The organism is Saccharopolyspora indica, from assembly GCF_027853965.1.
Taxonomy (GTDB): Bacteria; Actinomycetota; Actinomycetes; order Mycobacteriales; family Pseudonocardiaceae; genus Saccharopolyspora; species Saccharopolyspora indica.
The window spans coordinates 351399-373481 of sequence record NZ_JAQGLB010000001.1 but is presented as its reverse complement, the minus strand read 5'-3'; the positions used below and the strand labels follow the sequence as shown (position 1 = coordinate 373481).

The window sequence follows — 22083 nt, the reverse complement described above, 5'->3', positions numbered from 1 at the left end:
CCGACCATTGTCCACTGAGGACGTGGCGGCGTTGCGGCGAGCCACTCGACGACCAGCCTCCACCCATCGGGACGGCAGGTCAACCGGCAGGTTCTACCAGGTGATAGGCGGTGCTTCTCAGGTGGATCACCACGCCCCTCCGGCCGTCCGGTAGAGCGGTTCGGTGATCTCGGTGGTGAACTGCGGGCCCACCAGGTACCGGGTGCATCCTTCTTGCTCGCCGGGCGGGCACGGGTTCCCGCCGCCGTCGAAGAAAGCGCTGTGGCTGTTGTCGCCGACGACCGTGCCGATCCCGGTCGTCATGTTCAGTTCGGAGAACCGGGGGCCGCCGCTGGAACCGCCGCCCATGGTGCAGGCCACTCCCCACTGGTTCGCAGCCGCGGGGTGCTCGGGAGTGCCGTGCTCCTCCTTCGCCGGTCCCCGGCAGTGGGCGAGCCGCTCGCCGATGTACTCGGGCAGGCCCTCGCGCGCCGGATCCGAAGTCGCGCGCGGATATCCGAACGAGGTCGCGGTGCCCGCACCCGGCTCACCGAAGCCGATGCGCTGGGCGGCGCCGACGACGTCCTCGGCGCGCTGCCCGCGCTCGTCCGGGTTGAGCACCACGAAGGCCTGGTCGTAGGCGTCGTACACCTCGCCGTGCTGCTGGTCGTTGTGCAGCCAGGTCTCATCGAGAATCGCGATCCGGCCGGTGAACCGGCCGTGCGGCGCCTGCCCGTCGTGATAGCCCGGGATGAACAGCACGTTCTGCGACCACTGGTTGTTCTCGCCGAGCAGGTCCGTGTTGTTGACGCAGTGCCCGGCGGTGACGATCGTGCTGCGGTTGGCCGACTCGACCACGGTCGCGGTGCAGCTCGCGTCCTCGCCGTGGTCGGTGAAGAACAGGCGGCCCACGGTCCTGGACAGCGCGTTCGGCGTCGTCCACGGTGCGCCGTCCGGCCCGGCTTTGGGCGGGTTGTCCGACGAGGGCTCGGTGAGCGCGGCGATGCGCTCCGGGGTCCAGTAGTCCTGCACCGCCTGCTGTTCCGCCTCGCTGGTGGCGAGGCGGTGCTCACCGACGGACCCGGCTGCGGCGAGCGGGACGGTCAGCGATCCCGCGGCCAGGGCCGCGCACCCGGCGACCAGGCCCTTCACCTTCGTGCTCATCATGCGGTCAAGCTAGGGAACCGAGATCAAGAACTTGTCAGCTTCCTGTGGTCGGCTCGTGATGCCGGACACTCGGCCGGATGGCCGGGTGGTGGGTTTCGTCGTGAGATAGCCGGCGCCTATCAGGTGATCGACCCCGCTTCTTTGACTTCCGCGCGCGAGCGGCATTGGCTGGACCAGCGCGGATGGCGAATGACGAGGGAGCACGGGATGAGCGGGTTCGACGGTTCCAGCGAGGACGAGCTCTCGGTCACGCCGCCCAAGACCTGGGCCGCCGGGGTGCCCGCCGTGGCGCACGCCCTGGAGTACTCGCTGTCGCAGACCTCACCGCGGCGGACGATGCTGACGCTGCTCAACGTCAACCAGGCGAAGGGCATCGACTGCCCCGGCTGCGCCTGGCCGGAGCCCGGGCCGAAGCAGCGGCACCTCAACGAGTACTGCGAGAACGGCGCCAAGCACATCAACGACGAGGCGACCACTCGCCGCATCACCGCCGACTTCTTCCGCGAGCACCCCGTCTCCGAGCTGGCGGGCCGCACCGACCAGTGGCTCAACCACCAGGGCAGGCTCACCGAGCCCGTGGTGAAGCGCCCGGGATCGGACCACTACGAGCCGATCGGCTGGGACGCCGCGTTCGACCTGCTCGCCACCGAGCTGAAGGCCCTGGACTCCCCCGACGAAGCGCTGTTCTACACCTCGGGGCGGCTCAACAACGAGGCCGCGTTCCTGCTCCAGCTCTTCGCGCGGGCCTTCGGCACCAACAACCTGCCCGACTGCAGCAACATGTGCCACGAGTCCAGCGGCTCGGCGATGCAGGAAACGCTGGGCGTGGGCAAGGGCACCGTGAGCCTCGACGACATCCACCGGGCCGACCTGGTCTTCGTCGTCGGCCAGAACCCCGGTACCAACCACCCGCGGATGCTCTCCGCGCTGGAGGAGACCAAGCGCAACGGCGGGCAGGTGGTGGCGGTGAACCCGCTGCCGGAAGCCGGGCTGTTCCGCTTCAAGAACCCGCAGAAGGCCCGCGGCGTCATCGGTCGCGGCACCGCCATCGCCGACCAGTTCCTGCAGATCCGCCCCGGCGGTGACCTCGCGCTGTTCAAGGCGCTGAACCTGCTGCTGCTCCAGGCCGAGGACGCCGCTCCCGGAACCGTGCTCGACCACGACTACATCCGCGAGAACACCAGTGGTTTCGCCGAGTTCGCCGCGCAGGCCCGCGAGCTGTCCTGGGAGCAGGTGCACGCTGCCACCGGGCTGACCCGCGAGGAGATCGAGCAGGTCCGCGACCGGGTGCTGGCCAGCAAGAGCGTCATCGTCTGCTGGGCGATGGGATTGACGCAGCAGAAGCACGGCGTGCCGACCATTCGCGAGGTCGTCAACTTCCTGCTGCTGCGCGGGAACTTCGGCAAGCCCGGTGCCGGCGCGTGCCCGGTGCGCGGGCACAGCAACGTGCAGGGCGACCGCACGATGGGTGTCTGGGAGCGGATGCCGCAGTCCTTCCTGGACGCGCTGGAGCGCGAGTTCGGGTTCACCCCGCCCGCCGAGCACGGCCTGGACTCGGTCGACTCCATCCGGGCCATGCTCGACGGGCGCGCCAAGTTCTTCCTCGGCGTCGCCGGGAACTTCGTGCGCGCCGCACCGGACAGCGAGCTCACCGAGCGGGCGATGCGCCGCTGCCGGCTGACCGCGCACATCTCCACCAAGCTCAACCGCTCGCACACCGTCTGCGGCGAGACGGCCCTGATCCTGCCGACCCTCGGGCGCAGCGACCGGGACGTCCAGGCCGGCGGCGAGCAGTTCATCACCGTCGAGGACTCGATGAGCGCCGTGCACGCCTCCCGCGGCCGCCTGGAACCGGCCTCGGACGCGCTGCTCAGCGAGGTCGCCATCATCGGCCGGCTGGCGCGCCGGACGCTCGGCGCGAACCCCGCGATCCCGTGGGAGGAGTTCGAGGCGGACTACGGCACGATCCGGGACCGGATCTCGCGCGTGGTGCCGGACTTCGAGGACTTCAACGCGCGAGTGGCCGAACCGGGCGGTTTCGCGCTGCCGAACCCGGTCAACAGCGGGGAATTCCGCACCGCGACCGGCAAGGCGATGTTCACCACCAACGACTTCGAGATGCTGACCGCGCCGCCGGGGCACCTGCTGCTGCAGTCGCTGCGCTCGCACGACCAGTGGAACACCATCCCCTACGCCCCCAACGACCGGTACCGGGGAATCCACAACGCCCGCCGGGTGGTGCTGGTCAACCCCGAGGACCTGGCCGAGCTCGGGTTCGCCGACCGCGCCGAGGTGGACCTGGTCAGCGTGTGGCACGACGGCGTGGAACGCCGGGCGCGCGACTTCCGCGTGGTCGGCTACCCGACGACGCGCGGCTCCGCGGCCGCGTACTACCCGGAGACCAACGTGCTGGTGCCGCTGGACAGCGTGGCCGACATCAGCAACACCCCCACCTCCAAGGGGATCGTGGTCCGGCTGGAACCGGCCGGGGCCTGAGGAGCTCCCATGGGACTAGTCACCGCACGGCGGCGCGTGCTGCGCATCCGCGACGGGGTGCCCTCGCACCGCCCGGACACCCTCGCGGTCGAGGAACCGGTGGAGATCCGGGTCGGCGGCCGCCCGCTGACCATCACCATGCGCACCCCGGGCCACGACTTCGACCTGGCGGCCGGGTTCCTGGTCGGCGAAGGCGTCATCCGCTCGGCCGAGGACGTGGCCGGGATCCGCTACTGCGCGGGCGCCACCGCCGACGGCGGCAACACCTACAACGTCGTCGACGTCGCCCTGGCCCCCGGTGTGGCGCTGCCCGAGGCTTCGCTGGAGCGCAACTTCTACACGACGTCCTCGTGCGGGCTGTGCGGCAAGGCGAGCCTGGACGCGGTGCGCACCAAGACCACCTGGCCACTCGGCGAGGACTCGCCGCGCATCGGGTTGGAGACGCTGACCGCGCTCCCCGACCGGTTGCGGGCGGCGCAGCGGGTGTTCGACAGCACCGGCGGGCTGCACGCCGCCGGGCTGTTCACCGCCGATGGCGACCTCACCTGCGTGCGCGAGGACGTGGGCAGGCACAACGCGGTGGACAAGGTCATCGGTGATGCCCTGCGCTCCGGCCGGCTCCCGCTGCGGGACTCGGTCCTGATGGTCAGCGGCCGGGCGTCCTTCGAGCTGGTGCAGAAGGCCGCGATGGCGGGCATCCCGGTGCTGGCGGCGGTGTCGGCCCCGTCCTCGCTGGCGGTCGACCTCGCCGCGGACACCGGGATGACGCTGATCGGCTTCCTCCGCGGCAGGTCCATGAACGTCTACACCGGCGCCGATCGCGTCCGGACCGGCCTCGCCGCGGGCTAGTGCCGCCGAACGCGGTCGACACCGACCGAGCGTCCGGAGTGGACATCTGCTGCCCGTTCGATAGGCGGCGGTTATCGGGCGAGCGGAAACGTCTCTTTGCCACGATCCGCTGCGGCGGCGGAGAATTCGGTGCAGTTGCAGGTCCTGCGCTGCGCGCGGGGTTCGTCCGCTGGAAACAGCTTCCGGGAGGGCGTTGCCCGGGTGGTGCGGGCGGATGCGGGAGGTGGGCCATGCCTGCTTGGCGGGTGCGCGATTTCCACGACGACGACCTGGACCAGGTGATCCGCATCTGGGACCAGAGCAGGGAGACCGGTGAGCCGGTCTTCTCCGCCGCCGAAGTGGTGTCCATCGCGCGGGCCGGGCACCCGGCCCTGGTCGCGGTGGTGGAGCAGGAAGTCGTCGGCATGGCCGCCGCCAAGGTCGAGGGCGAGCGGGCCTGGCTGGCGCTGTTCGCGCTCGACGCCCGGTGGCGCAACCGCGGCATCGGCAGCGCGCTGCTGGCCGAGCTGGAGAAGAAGCTGCGCGGCGTCGGCGTGCACCGCATCACCAGTCTGGTTCCCGAGGGAGCCGCGGGTTTCCGGGCGATGGTGAACTCCGGTTATCGCCCGCGCACCGATCTGACCTACTTCGAGAAGGTCGAGGTGCTCGACCCCGCCGACTTCGACGTGCTCGAGCACCTCGGCGGCATGCTCCTGCCGCCGGGCAGGTGGGCCGCGCTGGCGGGCATGCAGCGGGAGAAGGACGTCATCGAACGCCGCGTCGTGCTGCCGATCTCCCACCCGGACCGGGCCGAGCGGCACGGCGTGCTGCCGCCGAAGGCGATCGTGCTGTTCGGCCCGCCGGGCACCGGCAAGACGAGCTTCGCCAAGGCGATCGCCTCCCGGCTGAACTGGCCGTTCGTGGAGCTCTTCCCGTCCCGGCTGGCCGCGGCCTCCCCCGAAGGCCTGGCCACCTCGCTGCGGGAGGTGTTCACCGAGCTGGAGGAGCTCGACGACCTGGTCCTGTTCATCGACGAGGTCGAGGAGATCGCGGGCACCCGCACGACGCCGGCGGCCGGCCCGGCGCACGGGGTGACCAACGAGCTGCTCAAGCTGATCCCCGGCTTCCGGGAGCACGACCACCGGCTGCTGGTGTGCGCCACCAACTCGGTGAGCTCCCTGGACCCGGCCTTCCTGCGCCCCGGCCGGTTCGACTACATCATCCCGGTCGGCCCGCCGGATCCGCCCGCCCGGCGCGCGATCTGGTCGCGCTACCTCGGCCCGGCCCGCGACAACGTCGACCTGGACCTGCTGGTGGAGCGAACCGAGCTGTTCACCCCCGCCGACATCGAGTTCGCCGCCCGCCAAGGCGCCCAGGCCGCGTTCGAGCGCGACGTCCTGCACGAGGACCGGGATCTGGCGACGACCGAGGAGTACCTGAAGGCGATCGACGACACCCGGCCCACGCTCACCGCCGAAGCCATCGCCGACTTCGAGCAGGACATCGACACCTGCACCCGGCTGTAGTCCGGGAGCGGAGGACCGAGCCGCTGACCGCACAGCGGCTCGGTCGCCCGCTCAGCCGGCGAAGACCAGGGCGGGCACCACCATGGTGAGGATCGTGACCGCCGGGCCGATGATCATCATCGCGAATCCCCAGGCCGTGAGGTGCTTGGTGAGCACCGGGCGCCGGTCCTCGGGCGCCGAGGCGATGATGGTGGCGCCCGTGGTGGAGTACGGTGCGCAGTCCACGAGCGACGCCGAGATCGCCAGCGCGTAGATGAAGCCGGTCACCTCCAGCCCGCCACCGGGCACCAGCAGCGGCACGGCCAGCGGGATGAGCGCGCCGAGGATGCCGATCGTCGAGGCGAACGCCGAGACCACGGCGGCGATCACGCAGATCACGATCGCCGCGATCAGCGGGACGTTCACCGACCGGGCCAGCTCGCCGAGCTGGTCGATGGCGCCCAGCCGGGTCAGCACGCCCACGTAGGTGAGGATGCCGCCGAGCAGCAGGATCGTCCCCCAGTCGACCTTCGAGATCGCGCGGCGGCCCACGTCCGGCACCAGGATCGACAGCGCGACCGCGAGGGTCAGCGCGACGACGCCGAGGTTGACGTCCACGTCGAGCACCGTCAGCACGACGAACCCGGCGATCAGCAGGACGAGCGTGCCCAGGACCGTCACCTGCAGGCGCGTGATGGGCGGCGCGGGTGTGGTCCGGGCGGCCGTCGCGGATGCTTCGAGCGCCGCGGCGTCCCGGCGCGATCGGCGGATCAGTTCCGGGCCGCCGAACATCAAGAACGCGACCAGGACCACCAGCGCGTTCACCCCGACCGAGAGGCCGAACATCAGCGCGGCGCTGTAGGGCAGGTTCGCGTCCTCGGCGATGGTGGCGACCGTGATGCCGTTGATGCTCGTCGGGGCCAGCGCGCCGCCGACGATCGCCGAGCTCATGGCGATGCCCATGAGCGTGGGGCTGATGCGGTGCGTCGTGGCCAGGGACATCGCGATCGGCACCACGGCGAAGGCGGCGTGCGAGGTGCCGAGGCAGGCGACCCCGGTGCCGATGAGCCACATCGCCCACGGCAGCAGGGCGACCCGCGGGCCGACGAGCCGCACCGAGCGGTCCACGAGCCAGTCGATCGTGCCGGTTTCCCGCGCCACGCCGAACAGGTACGTGATGCCGAGCAGGATGAGCAGCGCATCGACCGGGAAGTCCGCGAGGACGTCGTCGAGGCTCTCGCCGACGACGCCGACCCCGACGACGAAGGCGGCGACCAGGGCGAGCGCGCCCATGTGCACGTTGCGGATCGCGGAGATGGCGAACACCGCCGCGAAGACGATCAGCGCGATGATCTCGGCGTTCATTCCCCGGCCTCCTGGGCGAACCCGGCGGTGTAGGCCGACAGCGGTTCCGGTGCGAGGTGCTCGAGGTCGTCGAGGCGCACGAGTTCGCCCGCTCCGACGCCCTTCCGCAGCTGGGCGTCGCCGAGCAGGTAGTACGGCGCGAGGGCGGCGTCGGGTTCCACCATGACCGGGCGGACGCCGTCGATCTCGTGGTGGTGACCGGTCACCCGGAACGACGTGCCGGGTTCGAGCGCGGTGGCCGCTCGGGCCGCCAGCAGCGTCGTCGGCCGCGGGCGCGGCGACGAGCCGGTTCCGCTGACGGCGGCGTGGATGGTCAGCGGCGTTTCGACGCCCATCGCGTGGTGCGGCCAGTACAGGCAGGCGTACTCGCCGTCGCGGCTGACGACGTGCCCCTTGGCCCGCAACATCTCCCAGGTCACCGGATCGCCGGTGCGCACCACCGCGAACACTCCGCCCGCGAAGCTCGCCTCGCCGGGCAGGCGGAGCGCGGAGAACACGTCGACGACGCCGTCGCGGCGCAGGATCCCGCCGTCCTCGTGCGCCGCGTAGACGTCGGCGAGCTCGGCGATGCGAGCGACCGGGTAGTGCAAGCTCTCCGCGTCCGGCACGGCGCCGGTGCGCATCGCCACGACGGTCATCTCGCAGAGGTCCGCCGCGGCCGTGCGCTTGAGCCCGGCGACGAGCTCGGCGCGACGGCTCAGCGTGGTCCGCGGCTCGGCGCCCAGGTCGAGCAGCTCGGCGAGGCCGGGTGCTCCGATCGTCACCCCGGCCTGCTCCACGGTTCCGGTGCCCGGGTCGAAGACCAGGTCGTACTCCCCCGACTTGCCGATGGCGACGATCTCCAGGCCCACCGCGGAGATCCAGTCGACCAGCCGGAGCAGGTTGGCGGGCTGGTCGCCGTCGCCCGGCAGGTAGCGGAGCCCGGCCGCGTCCGCCTTCACCGCGAGCGCGACGCCGCTCACGGTGTCGACCTCCTTGCTGATCATGACCACGTGGGTGCCGTTGGCCAGCGCTTGCTCGGCGTAGGCCGTGCCGACGCGAACCTGCCCGGTCCCTTCCACGAGGACGTCGACCTCGCTCCAGTCGAGCGCGTCGGCATCGCGGAGCAGCGCGGTCCTGCCCTCGGCGACGGCTTCGCGGAACTCGTCTCCGGTGGTGACCACCGCGGAGCGGTCCTCGCCGAGTTCGGTCAGCGTGCGGCGAACCCCGTCCACATCCGGATCGACGAGCGCCGCCGGGACCAGCTCGGGCGTGCGCTGGAGCTGCGCGAGCAGCGTGCGGCCGTACCCGCCGTTGGCGCCGGTCAGGGCGACCCGGACGGGGCCGCGCTCCCGCGCTGGATGGGAATGGATCACCGGTGCTCCAATCTGGCGACGCGTCGCCCCTGCTTGTTGCGGGTCGGCGGCGGGCGCTACTCTGACACAGCTTCTAAATTTTTACAATCGTCCACCAAATTTTCACAAACAGTGTCCCGTGGTCGGCCGGTCCGGCAGCGGGGCGGAACGAGGTGCGGGAGTGCTGGGAGCAATCGCGGACGACTTCACCGGCGCGACGGATCTGGCGATCATGTTGCGGCGCAACGGTTTCCGGGTGGCAGTGGCGATCGAGGGGAACGACCTCGGGGATTCGGCCCGCGCCGGCCTGGACGCCGTCGTCATCGCGCTGAAGACGCGGACCGCACCGGTGCCGGACGCGATGGCCGCTACCCGCGCGGCGCTGGGCAGGCTGCGCGACTGGGGAGCCCGGCAGGTCTACGTCAAGTACTGCTCGACGTTCGACTCGACCGAGCGGGGGAACATCGGCCCGGTCCTGGACCTGGTGTCCGACGAGCTCGGTGCGCGGCGAGTGGTCGTCGCCCCGGCACTGCCCGCCAACGAGCGCACGGTCTACCGCGGGCACCTGTTCGTCGGCTCCGACCTGCTGGAGCACTCCTCGATGCGGCACCACCCGCTCACGCCGATGACCCGCTCGCGGGTCGCGGACCTGCTCCGGCCGCAAACGTCGCACGCCGTCGCGGAAATCCACCACGAGACCGTGCGCCGCGGTCCGGAGGCCGTTCGCGCGGCCATCGAAGCCGCACCCGCTCGCTACGTCGTGGTCGACGCGATCGACGACGAGGACCTGCGGGTGCTCGGAGCCGCGGTCGCCGACAGCCCGGTGGTCAGCGGCGGTTCCGGCCTCGCTTGCGGCCTGCCCGGTCCCGGTAGCGCCCCGGACAGCTGGCGGCCCGGCCCGGACGGGCGCCAGGTCGTGCTGTGCGGCAGCGCCTCGGCGACCACCCGCCGCCAGATCGACACCGCAGCCCGCACCGAGCCGGTGCGCCGGATCGACCCCTGGTCCGCGGTGCGCGAACCGGCGAAGGAGGCCGAGGCGATCACCGCGTGGCTGCGGGCCCAGCCGAGCAGCAGCACACCCGTCGTGTACGCCGCTCGCGAGCCGGACGACGTCGTGCCCGAGGTCGACGGTCGGGCGGTCGCGCCCGCGATCGAGCGCGTGCTGGCCCGGACCGCTCAGCAGCTCGTCGAGAGCGCGGAGGTCACCCGGCTGCTCGTCGCGGGTGGCGAGACCAGCGGCGCCGTCGTGCGCGAGCTCGGGATCGGCGTGCTGCGCATCGGGCCGGAGATCGCGCCGGGCATCTGCTGGAGCTCGGCCACGACGAGCGGCGGCGAGATCGCGCTGGCGCTCAAGAGCGGCAACTTCGGCCCCGACGACCTGTTCACCTCGGCCTGGGACCGGCTCGCGTGAGCGCGCTCGAAGAGCTGCTCACCGCCGGCGCGCGCGTCGTCGAGGAGGGCCTGAGCCCCGGCACCAGCGGAAACCTCAGCGTTCGCGACGGCGACCGGATCCTGCTCAGCGGCACCGGTGTTCCGCTGGGGCAGCTGCGCCCGGAGGACGTCGCGGTGCTCGACCTGGCGGGAAAGCACCTCGGCGGGGCCAAACCCTCGAAGGAGTCGCCGCTGCACGTCGCCTTCTACCAGCGCGATCCGGCGCACCGCGCGGTGGTGCACGTGCACTCCGCTTCCGCCGTCGCCGTGTCCTGCCTGGAACCGTGGTCGGAGTACAGCGCGATCCCGCCGCTCACCCCGTACTTCGTGATGCGCGTCGGCCAGACACCGCTGCTGCCCTATCGCGCACCCGGCGATCCGGCCCTGGGGGACGACCTCCTCGCGAGCCCGTGGGCCATGTTCGCGGCGCTGCTCGCCAACCACGGCCCGGTCATCGCGGGCTCGACGTCGGACGAGGCCATCGACCGTGCCGTCGAGCTCGAAGAGGCCTGCCGGATCGCCCTGCTGACCACCGGGCTCCCCCGCCGGGAACTCGACGCCGCCGCGACCTCCGAGCTCGCCCGGCGCTGGTCGAGCCCGTGGGGCGAGCGGACTACACTGACCGCCGCGAGGAGGTAACCCATGGCAAGGCCGCCGCTCATCCCCGAGCAGCGACAGCAGGAGATTCTCCGCCACCTGCGGCACGAGCAGGTGCTGAGCTACCGCCAGCTCACCGAGCTCCTCGGCGTCAGCCACATGACGATCCGCCGCGACATCGCGACCCTGGAGAAGCAGGGCAGCGTCGAGGTCACGCCCGGCGGGGCGAAGATCGCCACCCGGCTCCTGCACGAACCCGACCGCACCGAGAAGGCCGTCACCGATCGCACCGGGAAGACCGCCATGGCCCGCGAAGCGGCCACGATGGTGTCCGACTCGATGACCATCTACCTCGACGCGGGCACGACGCTCCAGGCCATCCGCCCCTTCCTGGACGGGCTGAGCGATCTGACGGTGGTGAGCAACGACCTGGCGACCGTGGCCGACTTCTTCGACCACCCGGGCGTCGACCTCATCTGCCTCGGCGGGCGGGTGGAAACGGCCAACCGCTCGACCGCGGGACGCCTCGCGGCGCTGACGCTGCGCGAACTGTCGCTGGACATCGCCTTCCTCTCCTCGAGTTCGTGGGACGTCTCGCACGGCGTGACCACCCCGGTCGAAGCCAAGATCGACGTCAAGCGCACGGCGCTCGCCGCGGCCACGACCTCCGTCCTCGTCGCCGGCAGCTCGAAGTTCGGCCGCTACGCGCGCTACCGCGTGCTGCGCCTGGACGAACTCGACAGGATCATCACCGACGACGGCGTGGACGACGAGGCAGCCGCCGAGGTCACGGCCACGGGCACCCAGCTCACCCGGGCTCGCCGCACGGACTCCGACGACGGCGCGGCCTGATCCGCCCACCGCACCCGGCCCGGTGAAGATCCTCAGAGGACATACCTGGTCCGCGTTCCGGTGGTGGCGCTCGCCCGCGGCGCACCCAGTCCGTCCTCAGGTGGTCGCTTCGGTCATCTGGTCCTCCCGATCAACGACTGGGCCAGGGCGTCGAACGCGGCACGGGTTTCGGCCGGCATCGCCACCGAGGTCAGGCAGTCGTCGACCTCGGCGAGATGGCGGGCGGCCTCTCGCTCGGCGAACTCGCGACCGCCCGCCTCGGCCACGAGATCCGCCGCCAGGCGCAGCTCGAAGTCGGTGCGCACGCCGCGTTCGACGAGCTCCCCCAGCCGTTCGCCCGCCGAGCCGCCCGCGGTCAGCGCCGCGATCACCGGCAGGGTCCGCTTGCCCTCGCGCAGATCCCCGAACACCGGCTTGCCGGTGCTCGCCGGGTCGCCCCAGATGCCGAGCACGTCGTCGGTGCACTGGAACGCCAGGCCCAGGTGGCGGCCGAGGCGGTCGAAGCAGTCCGCGACCGCCTCGGACGCGCCGCCCAGCAACGCGCCGGCCGCGGCGGAGAAGGCCAGCAGCGCACCGGTCTTGGCCTCCGCCATCGCCTGGTACTCGGCGACGCTCACCGCCCGCTCCCCCGTCCACGGGCGCTCGGTGAACCGGATGTCGTCGACCTGCCCGACGACGACTTCCCGCATCGCGGTGGACAGCCGCACCGCCGCCGCAGCCGCGTTGGGGCGACCGCCGCTCAGCAGCACGCCGAAGGCCTCGGAGTGCAGCGCATCCCCGATCAGGATCGCCTCCGGGACGCCGTACTCCTTCCACACCGCAGGCCGCCCCCGCCGCAGCTCGTCGTTGTCGATGATGTCGTCGTGGATCAGGCTGAAGTTGTGCACGAGCTCGACGGCCGCCGCCGCGGGCACCGCGGCCGACGCCTCGGCACCGACCGCTTCCGCGGCGAGCACGGCCATGGTGGGCCGGATGGCCTTGCCCGCCGAGCCGGAACCCCCGGCCCGCCAGCCGAAGTGGTACCTGCCCACGTCCCCCAGCGATGGCCCCAGCCGGTCCACGAGCTCCCGCAGCACGGGCTCGGTGAGCTCGCGAGCACGCCGGATCGCGCCGATCCCCAGCTCGTGATCGGTGCGCGCGGTGGCCGGAAACGTCATCGTGATCCGCCTCAATCCTGGTCTGGTCCCCCGACCAGGACGACGCTATCCACTCGCCGCACCTGTCGTATCGGCCGAAATGGCAACCTTGATCAACCGATCGGCCGAGGCTGGCGACCGCTCCCTCGTACTTTCGGCCAGAAATCCACTCGCCGCGGCCACTCGACCGCGCCGGAACAGCCGATCACCTAGAGTCGGAGAATTCACCCGCGACACCGTCCGCTCAGCGTCCGATGTGGTCCGCGGGCTGGATGTTCTGGTTGCCGCGCAGCAGGTTTGCCGGGTCGTAAGCCGCCTTGACCGCGCGGAGGCGATCGTGGTTGCGGGCCCCGTAGGCGCTCCGGATCCGGGCCTGATCGGCGTCGCGGGGCAGGTAGTTCACGTACGCCCCGCCCGCCGAGTGCGGTTCGAGGGCCGCCACGAGCTCCCTGGACCACGCGCGGTTCTCGGCGTCGGCCGCCGGATCGTCCCACTTGGCCTCCACGAACACGTTGTAGCGGGCGTGGCGGAAGCCCACGGCGGTGCTCGCGGGGTCGGCGCGGGAGATCGCGCCGTGGTAGTGCTCGACGTTGATCGCGCTCGCCGCCGAAGGAGCGGACCTGGCGTGGTCGGCGAGCACTCCGACCACTTCTTCGTCGAGGTGGCGCAGCGTGGTGGTGTTCCAGTACACGCGCTGGCGCCACCGCGCGCCCTCGTCGAGGAAGCGCTGGCTCTCGGTGTAGCTGCGGGGCGCGACGGTGTCGGCGACCGGCGTGGCGACGCGGCGCAGGTCGTCGATCAGCGGCACCTCCGCCGCGCCTCCCACCGCCCTGGGAATGACCACGATGACGGGTTCACCGCCGTCGTCGCGCTTGAAGACCAGGTCGGCCACGGTGTCGTCGGGCAGCTCATCGGCGCGGGCGCGGAATGCCGCGGCCACCCGCTGCGCCCGGTCGAGCGGCCAGACCAGCAGGCCGGTGGTGACCCCGGAGACCGGGTGGAGCGCGAACTCCAGGCGGACGGCGACGCCGAAGTTCCCGCCACCGCCGCGCAACGCCCAGTACAGCTCGGGCTCGTGATCGGCATCGGCGCGCGTGACGGTGCCGTCGGCCAGCACGACGTCGGCACCGCGGAGGTTGTCGACCGCCAGCCCGTGCAGGCCGCGCAGAGCGCCGACCCCGCCGCCGAGGGTCAGCCCGGCCACGCCCGTGCTCGAGACGATCCCGCCCGTGCTGGCCAGCCCGTGCCGCTGGGTCGCGGCGTCGTAGTCGCCCCAGGTGGCGCCGGGATCGGCCCAGGCGATCCGGCGCTGCGGATCGACGTGCACCTCCCGCAGACCGCTGAGGTCGAGCATCAGCCCGTCGGCCACCGCCGCGAACCCGGCTCCGCTGTGGCCGCCACCGCGGATCGACAGCGCGATGTCGTGCTCGCCCGCGAAGCGGACCGCCGCCCGCACGTCGGCGACATCGCGCGCGGAGAGGATCGCCGCAGGCACTTCCCGCGGATGGGCGTACAGGTCCCAGGCCGGGGCCGCCGCCACTTCCGGTCCGGTCCTGACCCGCCCCGGGAACGTGCTGCGCAAGCGCTCCGCCCACGTCGTCATAGCTCTCCGCCACCTCACTGCGCATCGGTTCTGGTGCTGCGCCCGAGCCGGGCGCAGCACCAGAGTTGCACAGAGTAAGCCACTTATCAATGTATAGTGGGTGGCACGGTGGTAAGGTCGAGCCATGGCGCACCCGTACGATCAGGGCGAGCAGTTCTGCCCCGCCTACCACCACGCCGTCGAGCTGATCGGCCGCCGGTGGACCGGCGTCATCCTGCGCCAGCTGCTGCACGGCACCTCCCGGTTCGCCGAGATCCGCGATGCGATCCCCGCCCTCACCGACCGGATGCTCGCCAGCAGGCTGCGCGAGCTGGAGGCCGAGGGGATCGTCCGGCGGACGGTCCTCGACACGATCCCGGTCAAGGTCCAGTACGACCTCACCGACAAGGGCCGCGACCTCGAACGCACCATCACCGCGCTCAGCGAGTGGGCCGACCGCTGGGACGGCACCGCTCCGGCCGGGGCCTGACCGCGCGAACACCAGCGGCGGGCCCGTCTTTCGACGAACCCGCCGGGTGAATGGACCACTGCCCGACGCGGACAGCTGGAGCAGGCTTCAGGGAGCTGTCGTGCCGCCGAGGGGCATCGGGGGCAGGCCGAGCTTGCGGTGGTCCCAGGACCGCGTGCGGTCGACGTGCAGCCGCACCGCGATGCGCTTGTTGAGCATCGCCTCCACCAACGGCTTCACCTCCTCGCCGTACGGGCCGTGGTAGCGCTCCCACATGTCGACGCCGACCTTCCAGAGCGCGTCGGCGTCGTCGACGAGCTCCGCCCGGCCCTCCATCGAGACGCCGCGCAGCACGTCGTAGGTCTCACCGTCCTCGATGAGCACCGTGGCCCGCGGGTCGCGGCGGATGTTGAGCGCCTTCTGCGCCTTGGCCTTGGTCTCGAACCACAGATCACCATCGATGACGGCGAACCACATCGCGACCGCGTGCGGGTGCCCGCCGGGCCCGAGCGTGATCAGCGTCGCGGTGCGCTGGGCCGACACGAAGCCCGCGACCTCCTCCGGTGTCATCCGGACCTCGGCCCGCTGGTTGCGTCCCACTGCTCGTCCTCCTCATCCCGCGGGTTCGTCGCGGAGGTCGCGGCCGCTGGTCTCGGAGATCAGCAGCACGGCGGTGATGCTGATCCCGACCGCCAGCACGATGATCCAGCTCAGCGGCAGGCTCGACCCGCCGGTGCCCGCCACCAGCGCGGCGGCGACCATCGGCGTGAAACCGGCGCCGAGCAGGCTCGCCATCTGGTAGCCGAGGGAAACGCCGGTGTAGCGGACGCGGGTGCCGAACATCTCCGACAGCATCGGGGCCAGCGGCGCGTACATCAAGTTCTGGAAGACCTGCGCGGTCATCAGCGCCGCGGTCATCGCCACCACCGAGCCGGTGCCGACCAGCGCGTACATCGGGAAGGCGAAGACGACCGCGCCGATCGCCCCGAGCAGCAGCACCCGCCGCCTGCCGATCCGGTCCGACAGCGCGGAGAACAGCGGGATGCCGACGAGCCCGGTGAGGCTGATCAGCAGGTGCGCCCGCATGATGTCCGGCAGCTCGTAGCCCAGCCCGGAGGCGTAGGCGACGCTGTGCGAGCCGATCAGGGCGGTCAGCGCGAAGGGTCCGATGCCCGCGGCGCAGGCGAGCAGCACCGCGCGCGGTTTCCGGAGCACCCGCACCAGCGGCACCGGTTCCCGCTTGCGGGCTGCGCCCGCCGCGACCGCTTCGCGGAACAGCGGGCTCTCCACGACGCTGAGCCGGACGTAGAGGCCGATGATCAGCAGCACCGCGCTGGCCAGGAACGGGATTCGCCAGCCCCAGGCCAGGAACTGCTCCTTCGGCAGCAGGGTCACCAGCGCCACGGCTCCGTTGGACAGCAGCGATCCGAGCGGGGAGCCCATCTGCATGATCCCGACCCACGCGCCGCGCCGTCGCGGGTCGGCGTGCTCGATGACCATCAGCGCGGCCCCGCCGTACTCGCCGCCGACCGCGATGCCCTGCACGACGCGCAGCAGCACGAGCAGGAGCGGCGCGGTCAGCCCGAGGGTCCCGTAGGTGGGCAGCACGCCGATGAGCACGCTGGCCACGCCCATCAGCAGCATGCTGGTCACCAGGGCGGACTTCCGGCCGAGCCGGTCGCCGAAGTGCCCGAACAGCAGCCCGCCGAGCGGTCGCGCGACGTATCCGGCGGCGAGCGTGCCGAAGGCGGCGATCGTGGAGGTCGCCGGGTTCGACGCCGGGAAGTACAGCGTGCCGAAGACCAGCGCGGCCATCGTGCTGTAGAGCAGGAAGTCGTAGTACTCGATGACGGTTCCGAGCAGCCCGGAGAACGCCACCTTGCGCACCTGCCGCGCGTGCTCGCGGCCCGTTTCCACCCCGGCCGCGACCTGTTCCTGGCTCGTCATCGACCCCACCGCTCTCCCGGCACCAGAGCTGACCAAGCGCTTGCTCGACGCAAGCTACGCACCCGGTCGACGGCGGTCAAGACCGTCGCGGTGCGGGTGCCGGTCAGTCCTCGGTCGGCGGTGACCCGAAGCTCTGCAGGTGCGGCTGCCGCGCCATGAGCAGGTGCACGCCGACGGCGCAGAGCACGATGAATCCCCCGATGAAGAGCATGACCTCGGTGAATCCCGCGATGATGCCCTCGCGCCCGGTCGCCCCCGACGAGCGCAGGACCCCCACGACGATCGGCACCACGACGCCCAGGCCCAGCCCCATGCCGAACTGGCCGACCGCGGGCTTCACCGCACCGACCGAACCGACCATCTCCTTCGGCGCCGCCGACATCACCACCGCCGACTCGGAGTTCTGCGCCCACATGATCCCGAAACCGACGATGAACGCGCAGGCCGCGAAGTACCACGAGCCGGTGGTCGTGCGCACCAGCCCGAGCAGCAGGACGCCCAGCGCGATCGTGAGCAGACCGCTGGTGAAGATCGTGCGGGCGCTCAGGCGGAAGCGCTTCTGCGCCTCACCGGCCGCGAGGGTGCCGAACAGCATTCCCACCGACATGACCGTCAGCGCGATCGAGACGACGAACGCGCTGCGGCCCAGCACGCTCTCGAGCACGGTCGGCAACTGCATCGCGATCACGCCGTTGGCGAAGTTGAACACGATGCCCACCACGCAGGCGGCGGTGAAGGCGGGCACCGCGAACAGCCGGATCGGGAATCCGGGCTCGGCACTGCGCGCCTCCCAGACGGCGAACGCGGCCAGCAGCACCACCGCCAGCAGCAGTCCGCCCAGCACCACCGGGTTTCCCCAGCCGAGTTCGCCCGCCAGCGTGAAGCCGCCCATCAGGCAGATCAGCGCCACAGCGGCGAGGACGACGCCGACCACGTCGAACCGCCGCGGGTGCGCCGCCCGGCTCTCCGGCACCGCCAGCGCGCCGAACGCGGCGAACACCACCGCCAGCACCGGGATGATCAGGCAGGTGGCGCGCCAGCCCAGCGCGGCCTGCAGGGCGCCGCTGCCGATCGTGCCGAACACGCTGATCGCCGACTGCACGCCCAACCACGCGCCGAACACCCTCGGCAGCTCCTCCGGCCGGAACAGGGTCGGCAGGATCGCCAGGCTCATGCCGAAGCTCGCCGCCGTGCTCACCCCCATCACCACCCGGCCCAGCACGTAGACACCGGCCACCGGGGCGGCGGCGCACACCACCCCGCCGACCGCCATGCCGAGGGTGCCCGCCAGCAGCACGCGGCGCCGCCCCCGCAGATCTCCGAGGATCCCGATGCCCAGCATGGCCGCCGCGAGCAGCAGCGTCCCGACGCTGGAAGCGAAAGCGCGCACGCTCGGATCCATCCCGAGCTCCCCGGCGACCTCGGGCAGCGCCAGCGAGTTCAGCGTGGGGTCGAGCACCTGGAGGGCGGACAGCAGCGACAGGCCCACCAGCGCGTACGCGCGCCGGTGGTGGTGGCCGGCCACTGCCGCGGGCCACCGCTGCGCGACGGGTGTTTCCGGCGAGGACATCGGCGGTCACGCCTGGAAGGTGCAGCGACCGTCGAGGTAGGTCGCGCGGACCGGGATGTCGCCGATCTCGCCCGGTGGCACGGAGTGCGGATCGGCGTCCAGGACGACCAGGTCCGCCCGCTTGCCGACCGCCAGCGAACCGACGTCGTGCTCGGCGAACAGCTGCCAGGCGGCATCGACGGTCTGGGCGCGCAACGCCTGCTCGACGGTGACCCGGTGCTGCGGCCCGATGACGCGTCCGCTGCGGCTGGTGCGCGTCACCGCGACCTGGACGTTGCGCAGCGGTTCCGGTGGCGTGACCGGCGAATCGTTGTGGAAGGAGATCGGCACGCCCGCCTCGATCGCGGCACCCGCGCACGTCCAGGATTCGGCGCGGGCCCCGAACAGCCCGTCCACCAGCACGTCTCCCCAGTAGTACAGGTGGTCGACGAAGAGGCTGCAGGTGACTCCCAGCCGTGCCGCGCGCCGGTACTGCTCCGGGGTCATGGCGCCGCAGTGCTCCAGCCGCAACCGCGCGTCCGCGCGCTCCGGGTGCGCGTCGAGCGCCGCGGCGAACACGTCCAGCACCATCTCGACCGCCTCGTCGCCGTGCACGTGGCAGGCGATCTGCCAGCCCGGCGGGAAGTAGGCGTCGACGATCTCGGTGAGCTGCCCGCGGGTGTAGTTGGTGCCGCCGCGGTGACCGGGGGCGAGCCCCATCGAGCGGGTCTGCGGGGTGTCGAGGTAGGGGAAGCTGGTGGCGATGTTGCCGACCCACGGGGAACCGTCGGCCCAGATCTTGATCCCGATCTGCTGGAACATCGGGTCCTGCCGGTCCTCGCCGGGGACGACGTCGGTGCGCTTTTCGGGGACGCTCACCTCGTAGACGCGCATCCGCACCTTCGCCGCGCCGGAGCGGTAGAACTCCTGAACGCGTTCGCGGGCGTCCCGGCGGAACCCCAGGTCGGCGACGGTGGTGATGCCCGCCCGCGCCAGCCGGTCGTGCTCGTGGCCCATCAGGGCGGTGAAGTTGTCCGCACCGGGCGGGCGGATCGCGCCGCCGAGCAGCATCGCGGTCGCCGGCGCCTCGAAGGCGGCGCCGGTGGGATCGCCCGCCGCGTCGCGCTCGAACCGGGATCCGGGCGGATCCGGGGTGTTCCTGGTGATGCCTGCGCGCTCGATGGCCGGGGTGTTGGCCCAGGCGCTGTGCCCGCTGTTGTGCATCACCGAGAGCGGACTGCCGGGGCAGAGCTCGTCGAGCAACGCCCGGCCGATCGGCGGCAGGCCCTCCTGCAGCAGCGGATCCCAGCCGAACGCGCCCAGCCAGGTGCCGGGTTCGGCGGCGGCCACCGCCGTTCGCAACCTGGACAGCACCTCCTCGGCGGTCGGGCAGGTCACCGGGCGGATGTCGAGGACGTCCGGGCCGGTGATGACCATGTCGAGGGTGGGATGCCCGTGCGCCTCGACGAAGCCCGGCAGCACGGTGCGACCGTCGAGCCGGATCACCCGGGTACCCGGCCCGCACCACCGCTGAACCTCCTCGTCCGAACCGACCGCGGTGATGCGGCCCCCGGACGCCGCGAGCGCGCTCGCGCGCGGGTGGTCGCTCGTCATCGTGAGCACGTTCCCGCCGATCAGGACGAGTTCTGCTTCGGGTGCCATCGGCCACCTCCGGAGTGCGAACGCCAGCACCACCGATACTCGGTGCCGCCCCGGCGGATCGCACCCCGGCGGGCGCGGACCCGATCGACCCCTCGTCCGTCCACATCAGACCCATATCCGTCCTATGTGGAACAGCGCGCCGCACCACCACCCCGCCGGAACGCACGATTCGACCGTTTCGGCCGGATCACCGGACGTCACCGGCGCAGTCGCCCATCAGGAACACGCCGACAGGAGCAGTCGGCCGCGCGACCAATCACCCGGTCGGCCCATCGACGAGCACGCGGAGACCGCCACCGCCCGCGGTTTCACCTGTTCACGGGGCGTGCGCCCACCGGCTCGCACCAACACCCCGGGGCAGTTCACCGGTGCGGCGGAAGCGCAAACGGACGCAGGGGCTTGATCCCCGCGTCAGCGGTCGAACATAATCCGTCGTTAACTTCCGTTAACCGGGTGGGCCGGACCGCGGGTGGTCCACCTCCGCGCATCGCCTGGAGGACGCGGTGAACGCAAGCACTGCACAGGCCGGCCGTGCGACGCGCGCCGAGATCGAATCGTCCTGGCGGCGCGCCAGCCTCAGCGGCCTGCGCCCGGAATCGGCGCTGGACCGGCTGAGCATCGGCGAGTTCGACCCCCGCAGCCGGCTCCTGGTGGCGACGACCCCGGTGCTGGACGAGCTCACCGACCGGCTGGCCGGGACCACCTTCTGCATCGCGCTCGCCGACAGCACCGGCCGGATCGTGGACCGCCGGTTCACCGACCCGCGCACCGAGCGGGCGCTCGACCGGATCAGCGCGGTCCCGGGCGCGCTGTACACCGAGGAGAACGCGGGCACCAACGCGCTGGGCACGCCGCTGGAGACCATGCGCGGCGTCACCGTGCACGGTCGGGAGCACTTCGTCGAGGCGCTGAAGGTGTTCAGCTGCTACGGCCACCCGATCCGCAATCCGGTCACCCGGCGGATCGAAGGCGTCCTGGACATCACCGGCGTGGGCCCCGAGGCCAACCCGCTGTTCGCACCGCTGATGCAACGCGCGGTGGAGGACATCGAGCAACGCCTGTGGGAAGGCGCGCGGCAGGCGGAGAAGCGACTGCTGCAGGCGTTCCAGCACGCCGCCCAGCGGCGGTGCCGGGCCCTGGTGGCCTTCGGCGACGAGCTCGTGCTGACCAACCGGGCGGCGCTCGACCTCCTGGACCCCTCGGATCACGCCGTCCTGCGCGACATCGCGTCGGCCGCGCCCGGCTCCGGGGATCTCGCCCGCGAGCTGGTGCTGGGCTCCGGCGCACCTGTCACCCTGCGCGCGCACAAGGTCGGCGGCACCCCGGACGGCGTGCTCGTCGAGCTGACGCCCCGCGCGCGGACGCGGGTGCCGCGCCGCCGCACCGCAGGGCCACGTTCGTCCACTCTGGACAGCAGGCTCGCCGAGCTGCGCGCGAGCGCTGGACCGGTGCTCATCGCCGGCGAACCGGGCTCCGGCCGCACCCGCGCGGCGCGCCTGGTCGCCGGTGCGCGCGCGGCGGTCATCGACGCCGCGGACCTGGTCGTGCTGGGCGAGCGGGCGTGGGCCGAGCAGCTCGACTCGGCGATGGCGGAGGCATTGGTCGTCGAGCGGATCGAGCTCCTGCCCGACGCGCTGTGCGCGCGCTTGGTCCGCGGGCTCGACGAGCGGCCGCGCGTGGTGCTCACCTCCGCCCCGCAGTCCGATCTGCCCGGCGCTGCGCGCAGCGCCGCCGCGATCTGCCCGGCCCGGGTCGACCTGCCGCCGCTGCGCAGCCGGGACGACGAGTTCGCCGGGATCGCCCACGCGATGCTCGCCGAAGTCCGGCCGGGGGCGCGGATCGCGCCGAGCGCGCTCGAAGCGCTGATCGCACAACCGTGGCCGGGGAATCTGCGGGAGCTGCGGGGAGTTCTGCGCGCGACCGCCGAGAACCGCACGGCCGGTGACATCACCATCCACGACCTGCCCGCCGCTTACCGCAGCACCGGGCGCTCCGCCCGGCTCAGCGGGCGGGAGCGCGCCGAACGCGACGCGATCACCGAAGCGCTGCGGGTCACCGGCGGCAACAAGGTGCACGCGGCGCAGCGCCTGGGCATCAGCCGCACCACCCTGTACAGCCGGATGCGGGCCTTCGGCCTGCCGCGCTGAGGTGTTCAGAAGTTGAACAGTTGACCACCCGCCCGGA

The 22083-nt window shown here is 72.0% G+C and carries 17 protein-coding genes; 8 read left to right on the top strand and 9 right to left on the bottom strand.

The genetic code is table 11. The annotated features are described in order from the left end of the window. Positions 1 to 126: 126 nt before the first annotated feature. On the bottom strand, positions 127 to 1146 hold the full coding sequence (locus OU416_RS01700; protein ID WP_270924983.1) for a trypsin-like serine peptidase: 1020 nt from the start codon (positions 1144 to 1146) through the stop codon (positions 127 to 129). Between the two features lie 189 nt (positions 1147 to 1335). On the opposite strand from OU416_RS01700, the gene OU416_RS01695 reads away from it, so the two are divergent. From OU416_RS01695 to OU416_RS01685, 3 genes are all read left to right on the top strand, one after another. Beyond that, positions 1336 to 3642 carry an FdhF/YdeP family oxidoreductase gene (locus OU416_RS01695; RefSeq protein ID WP_372907271.1) on the top strand — a complete coding sequence of 769 codons (2307 nt, stop codon included), beginning with the start codon at positions 1336 to 1338 and terminating at the stop codon, positions 3640 to 3642. A 9-nt stretch (positions 3643 to 3651) separates the two neighbouring features. Then, entirely contained in the window at positions 3652 to 4491 is an 840-nt protein-coding gene (gene fdhD, locus OU416_RS01690) for a formate dehydrogenase accessory sulfurtransferase FdhD (protein ID WP_270924982.1), read from the top strand. Between the two features lie 230 nt (positions 4492 to 4721). Then, the gene (locus OU416_RS01685) at positions 4722 to 5996 is read left to right on the top strand and encodes an ATP-binding protein (protein ID WP_270924981.1); all 1275 of its coding nucleotides are present in this window, start codon (positions 4722 to 4724) and stop codon (positions 5994 to 5996) included. A gap of 51 nt (positions 5997 to 6047) precedes the next feature. Here OU416_RS01685 and OU416_RS01680 read toward each other — a convergent pair whose 3' ends face one another. Together OU416_RS01680 and OU416_RS01675 are read right to left on the bottom strand one after the other, a co-directional pair. Further along, positions 6048 to 7340, bottom strand: a complete 1293-nt coding sequence (locus OU416_RS01680) for an SLC13 family permease (RefSeq protein WP_270924980.1) — start codon at positions 7338 to 7340, stop codon at positions 6048 to 6050. Beyond that, positions 7337 to 8695, bottom strand: coding sequence for a homoserine dehydrogenase (locus OU416_RS01675; protein ID WP_270924979.1), 1359 nt, complete (start codon positions 8693 to 8695; stop codon positions 7337 to 7339). The genes OU416_RS01680 and OU416_RS01675 overlap by 4 nt, the downstream gene beginning before the upstream one ends. A gap of 160 nt (positions 8696 to 8855) precedes the next feature. On the opposite strand from OU416_RS01675, the gene otnK reads away from it, so the two are divergent. From otnK to OU416_RS01660, 3 genes are read left to right on the top strand one after another with little or no spacing between them, the layout of a single operon-like run. Then, positions 8856 to 10085: a 3-oxo-tetronate kinase gene (otnK, locus tag OU416_RS01670; RefSeq protein WP_270924978.1), complete on the top strand. Its 1230-nt coding sequence runs from the start codon at positions 8856 to 8858 to the stop codon at positions 10083 to 10085. Beyond that, on the top strand, positions 10082 to 10744 hold the full coding sequence (locus OU416_RS01665) for a class II aldolase/adducin family protein (protein WP_270924977.1): 663 nt from the start codon (positions 10082 to 10084) through the stop codon (positions 10742 to 10744). The genes otnK and OU416_RS01665 overlap by 4 nt, the downstream gene beginning before the upstream one ends. 3 nt (positions 10745 to 10747) lie before the next feature. Next, positions 10748 to 11554: a DeoR/GlpR family DNA-binding transcription regulator gene (locus tag OU416_RS01660; RefSeq protein WP_270924976.1), complete on the top strand. Its 807-nt coding sequence runs from the start codon at positions 10748 to 10750 to the stop codon at positions 11552 to 11554. Positions 11555 to 11667: 113 nt separating this feature from the next. Here OU416_RS01660 and OU416_RS01655 read toward each other — a convergent pair whose 3' ends face one another. Both OU416_RS01655 and OU416_RS01650 read right to left on the bottom strand, forming a co-directional pair. After that, positions 11668 to 12711 carry a polyprenyl synthetase family protein gene (locus OU416_RS01655; protein WP_270924975.1) on the bottom strand — a complete coding sequence of 348 codons (1044 nt, stop codon included), beginning with the start codon at positions 12709 to 12711 and terminating at the stop codon, positions 11668 to 11670. 223 nt (positions 12712 to 12934) lie between these two features. After that, on the bottom strand, positions 12935 to 14293 hold the full coding sequence (locus OU416_RS01650; protein ID WP_270924974.1) for an FAD-binding oxidoreductase: 1359 nt from the start codon (positions 14291 to 14293) through the stop codon (positions 12935 to 12937). Positions 14294 to 14417: 124 nt separating this feature from the next. On the opposite strand from OU416_RS01650, the gene OU416_RS01645 reads away from it, so the two are divergent. After that, on the top strand, positions 14418 to 14762 hold the full coding sequence (locus OU416_RS01645; protein ID WP_270924973.1) for a winged helix-turn-helix transcriptional regulator: 345 nt from the start codon (positions 14418 to 14420) through the stop codon (positions 14760 to 14762). 87 nt (positions 14763 to 14849) lie between these two features. Here OU416_RS01645 and OU416_RS01640 read toward each other — a convergent pair whose 3' ends face one another. The 4 genes from OU416_RS01640 to OU416_RS01625 form a co-directional block, all read right to left on the bottom strand. After that, positions 14850 to 15341 (bottom strand): pyridoxamine 5'-phosphate oxidase family protein, encoded by a 492-nt coding sequence (locus OU416_RS01640; RefSeq protein WP_270924972.1) that lies wholly within the window; start codon positions 15339 to 15341, stop codon positions 14850 to 14852. Between the two features lie 12 nt (positions 15342 to 15353). Further along, positions 15354 to 16688 carry an MFS transporter gene (locus OU416_RS01635; RefSeq protein WP_270924971.1) on the bottom strand — a complete coding sequence of 445 codons (1335 nt, stop codon included), beginning with the start codon at positions 16686 to 16688 and terminating at the stop codon, positions 15354 to 15356. A 103-nt stretch (positions 16689 to 16791) separates the two neighbouring features. Further along, positions 16792 to 18258, bottom strand: coding sequence for an MFS transporter (locus OU416_RS01630; RefSeq protein ID WP_270924970.1), 1467 nt, complete (start codon positions 18256 to 18258; stop codon positions 16792 to 16794). 6 nt (positions 18259 to 18264) lie between these two features. Beyond that, complete coding sequence (locus OU416_RS01625; protein WP_270924969.1) at positions 18265 to 19899, bottom strand: amidohydrolase; 1635 nt, start codon at positions 19897 to 19899, stop codon at positions 18265 to 18267. 503 nt (positions 19900 to 20402) lie between these two features. Here OU416_RS01625 and OU416_RS01620 point away from each other — a divergent pair. Continuing rightward, positions 20403 to 22046 carry a sigma-54-dependent Fis family transcriptional regulator gene (locus tag OU416_RS01620; protein ID WP_270924968.1) on the top strand — a complete coding sequence of 548 codons (1644 nt, stop codon included), beginning with the start codon at positions 20403 to 20405 and terminating at the stop codon, positions 22044 to 22046. Positions 22047 to 22083: the final 37 nt, after the last annotated feature.

Excerpts from the sequence above, each read along its gene's own strand:
- OU416_RS01700 (WP_270924983.1), bottom strand. The coding sequence starts at position 1,146 with ATGATGAGCACGAAGGTGAAGGGCCTGGTCGCCGGGTGCGCGGCCCTG.
- OU416_RS01695 (WP_372907271.1), top strand. The coding sequence starts at position 1,336 with ATGACGAGGGAGCACGGGATGAGCGGGTTCGACGGTTCCAGCGAGGAC.
- fdhD (WP_270924982.1), top strand. The coding sequence starts at position 3,652 with ATGGGACTAGTCACCGCACGGCGGCGCGTGCTGCGCATCCGCGACGGG.
- OU416_RS01685 (WP_270924981.1), top strand. The coding sequence starts at position 4,722 with ATGCCTGCTTGGCGGGTGCGCGATTTCCACGACGACGACCTGGACCAG.
- OU416_RS01680 (WP_270924980.1), bottom strand. The coding sequence starts at position 7,340 with ATGAACGCCGAGATCATCGCGCTGATCGTCTTCGCGGCGGTGTTCGCC.
- OU416_RS01660 (WP_270924976.1), top strand. The coding sequence starts at position 10,748 with ATGGCAAGGCCGCCGCTCATCCCCGAGCAGCGACAGCAGGAGATTCTC.
- OU416_RS01655 (WP_270924975.1), bottom strand. The coding sequence starts at position 12,711 with ATGACGTTTCCGGCCACCGCGCGCACCGATCACGAGCTGGGGATCGGC.
- OU416_RS01650 (WP_270924974.1), bottom strand. The coding sequence starts at position 14,293 with ATGACGACGTGGGCGGAGCGCTTGCGCAGCACGTTCCCGGGGCGGGTC.
- OU416_RS01645 (WP_270924973.1), top strand. The coding sequence starts at position 14,418 with ATGGCGCACCCGTACGATCAGGGCGAGCAGTTCTGCCCCGCCTACCAC.
- OU416_RS01635 (WP_270924971.1), bottom strand. The coding sequence starts at position 16,688 with ATGACGAGCCAGGAACAGGTCGCGGCCGGGGTGGAAACGGGCCGCGAG.
- OU416_RS01630 (WP_270924970.1), bottom strand. The coding sequence starts at position 18,258 with ATGTCCTCGCCGGAAACACCCGTCGCGCAGCGGTGGCCCGCGGCAGTG.
- OU416_RS01625 (WP_270924969.1), bottom strand. The coding sequence starts at position 19,899 with ATGGCACCCGAAGCAGAACTCGTCCTGATCGGCGGGAACGTGCTCACG.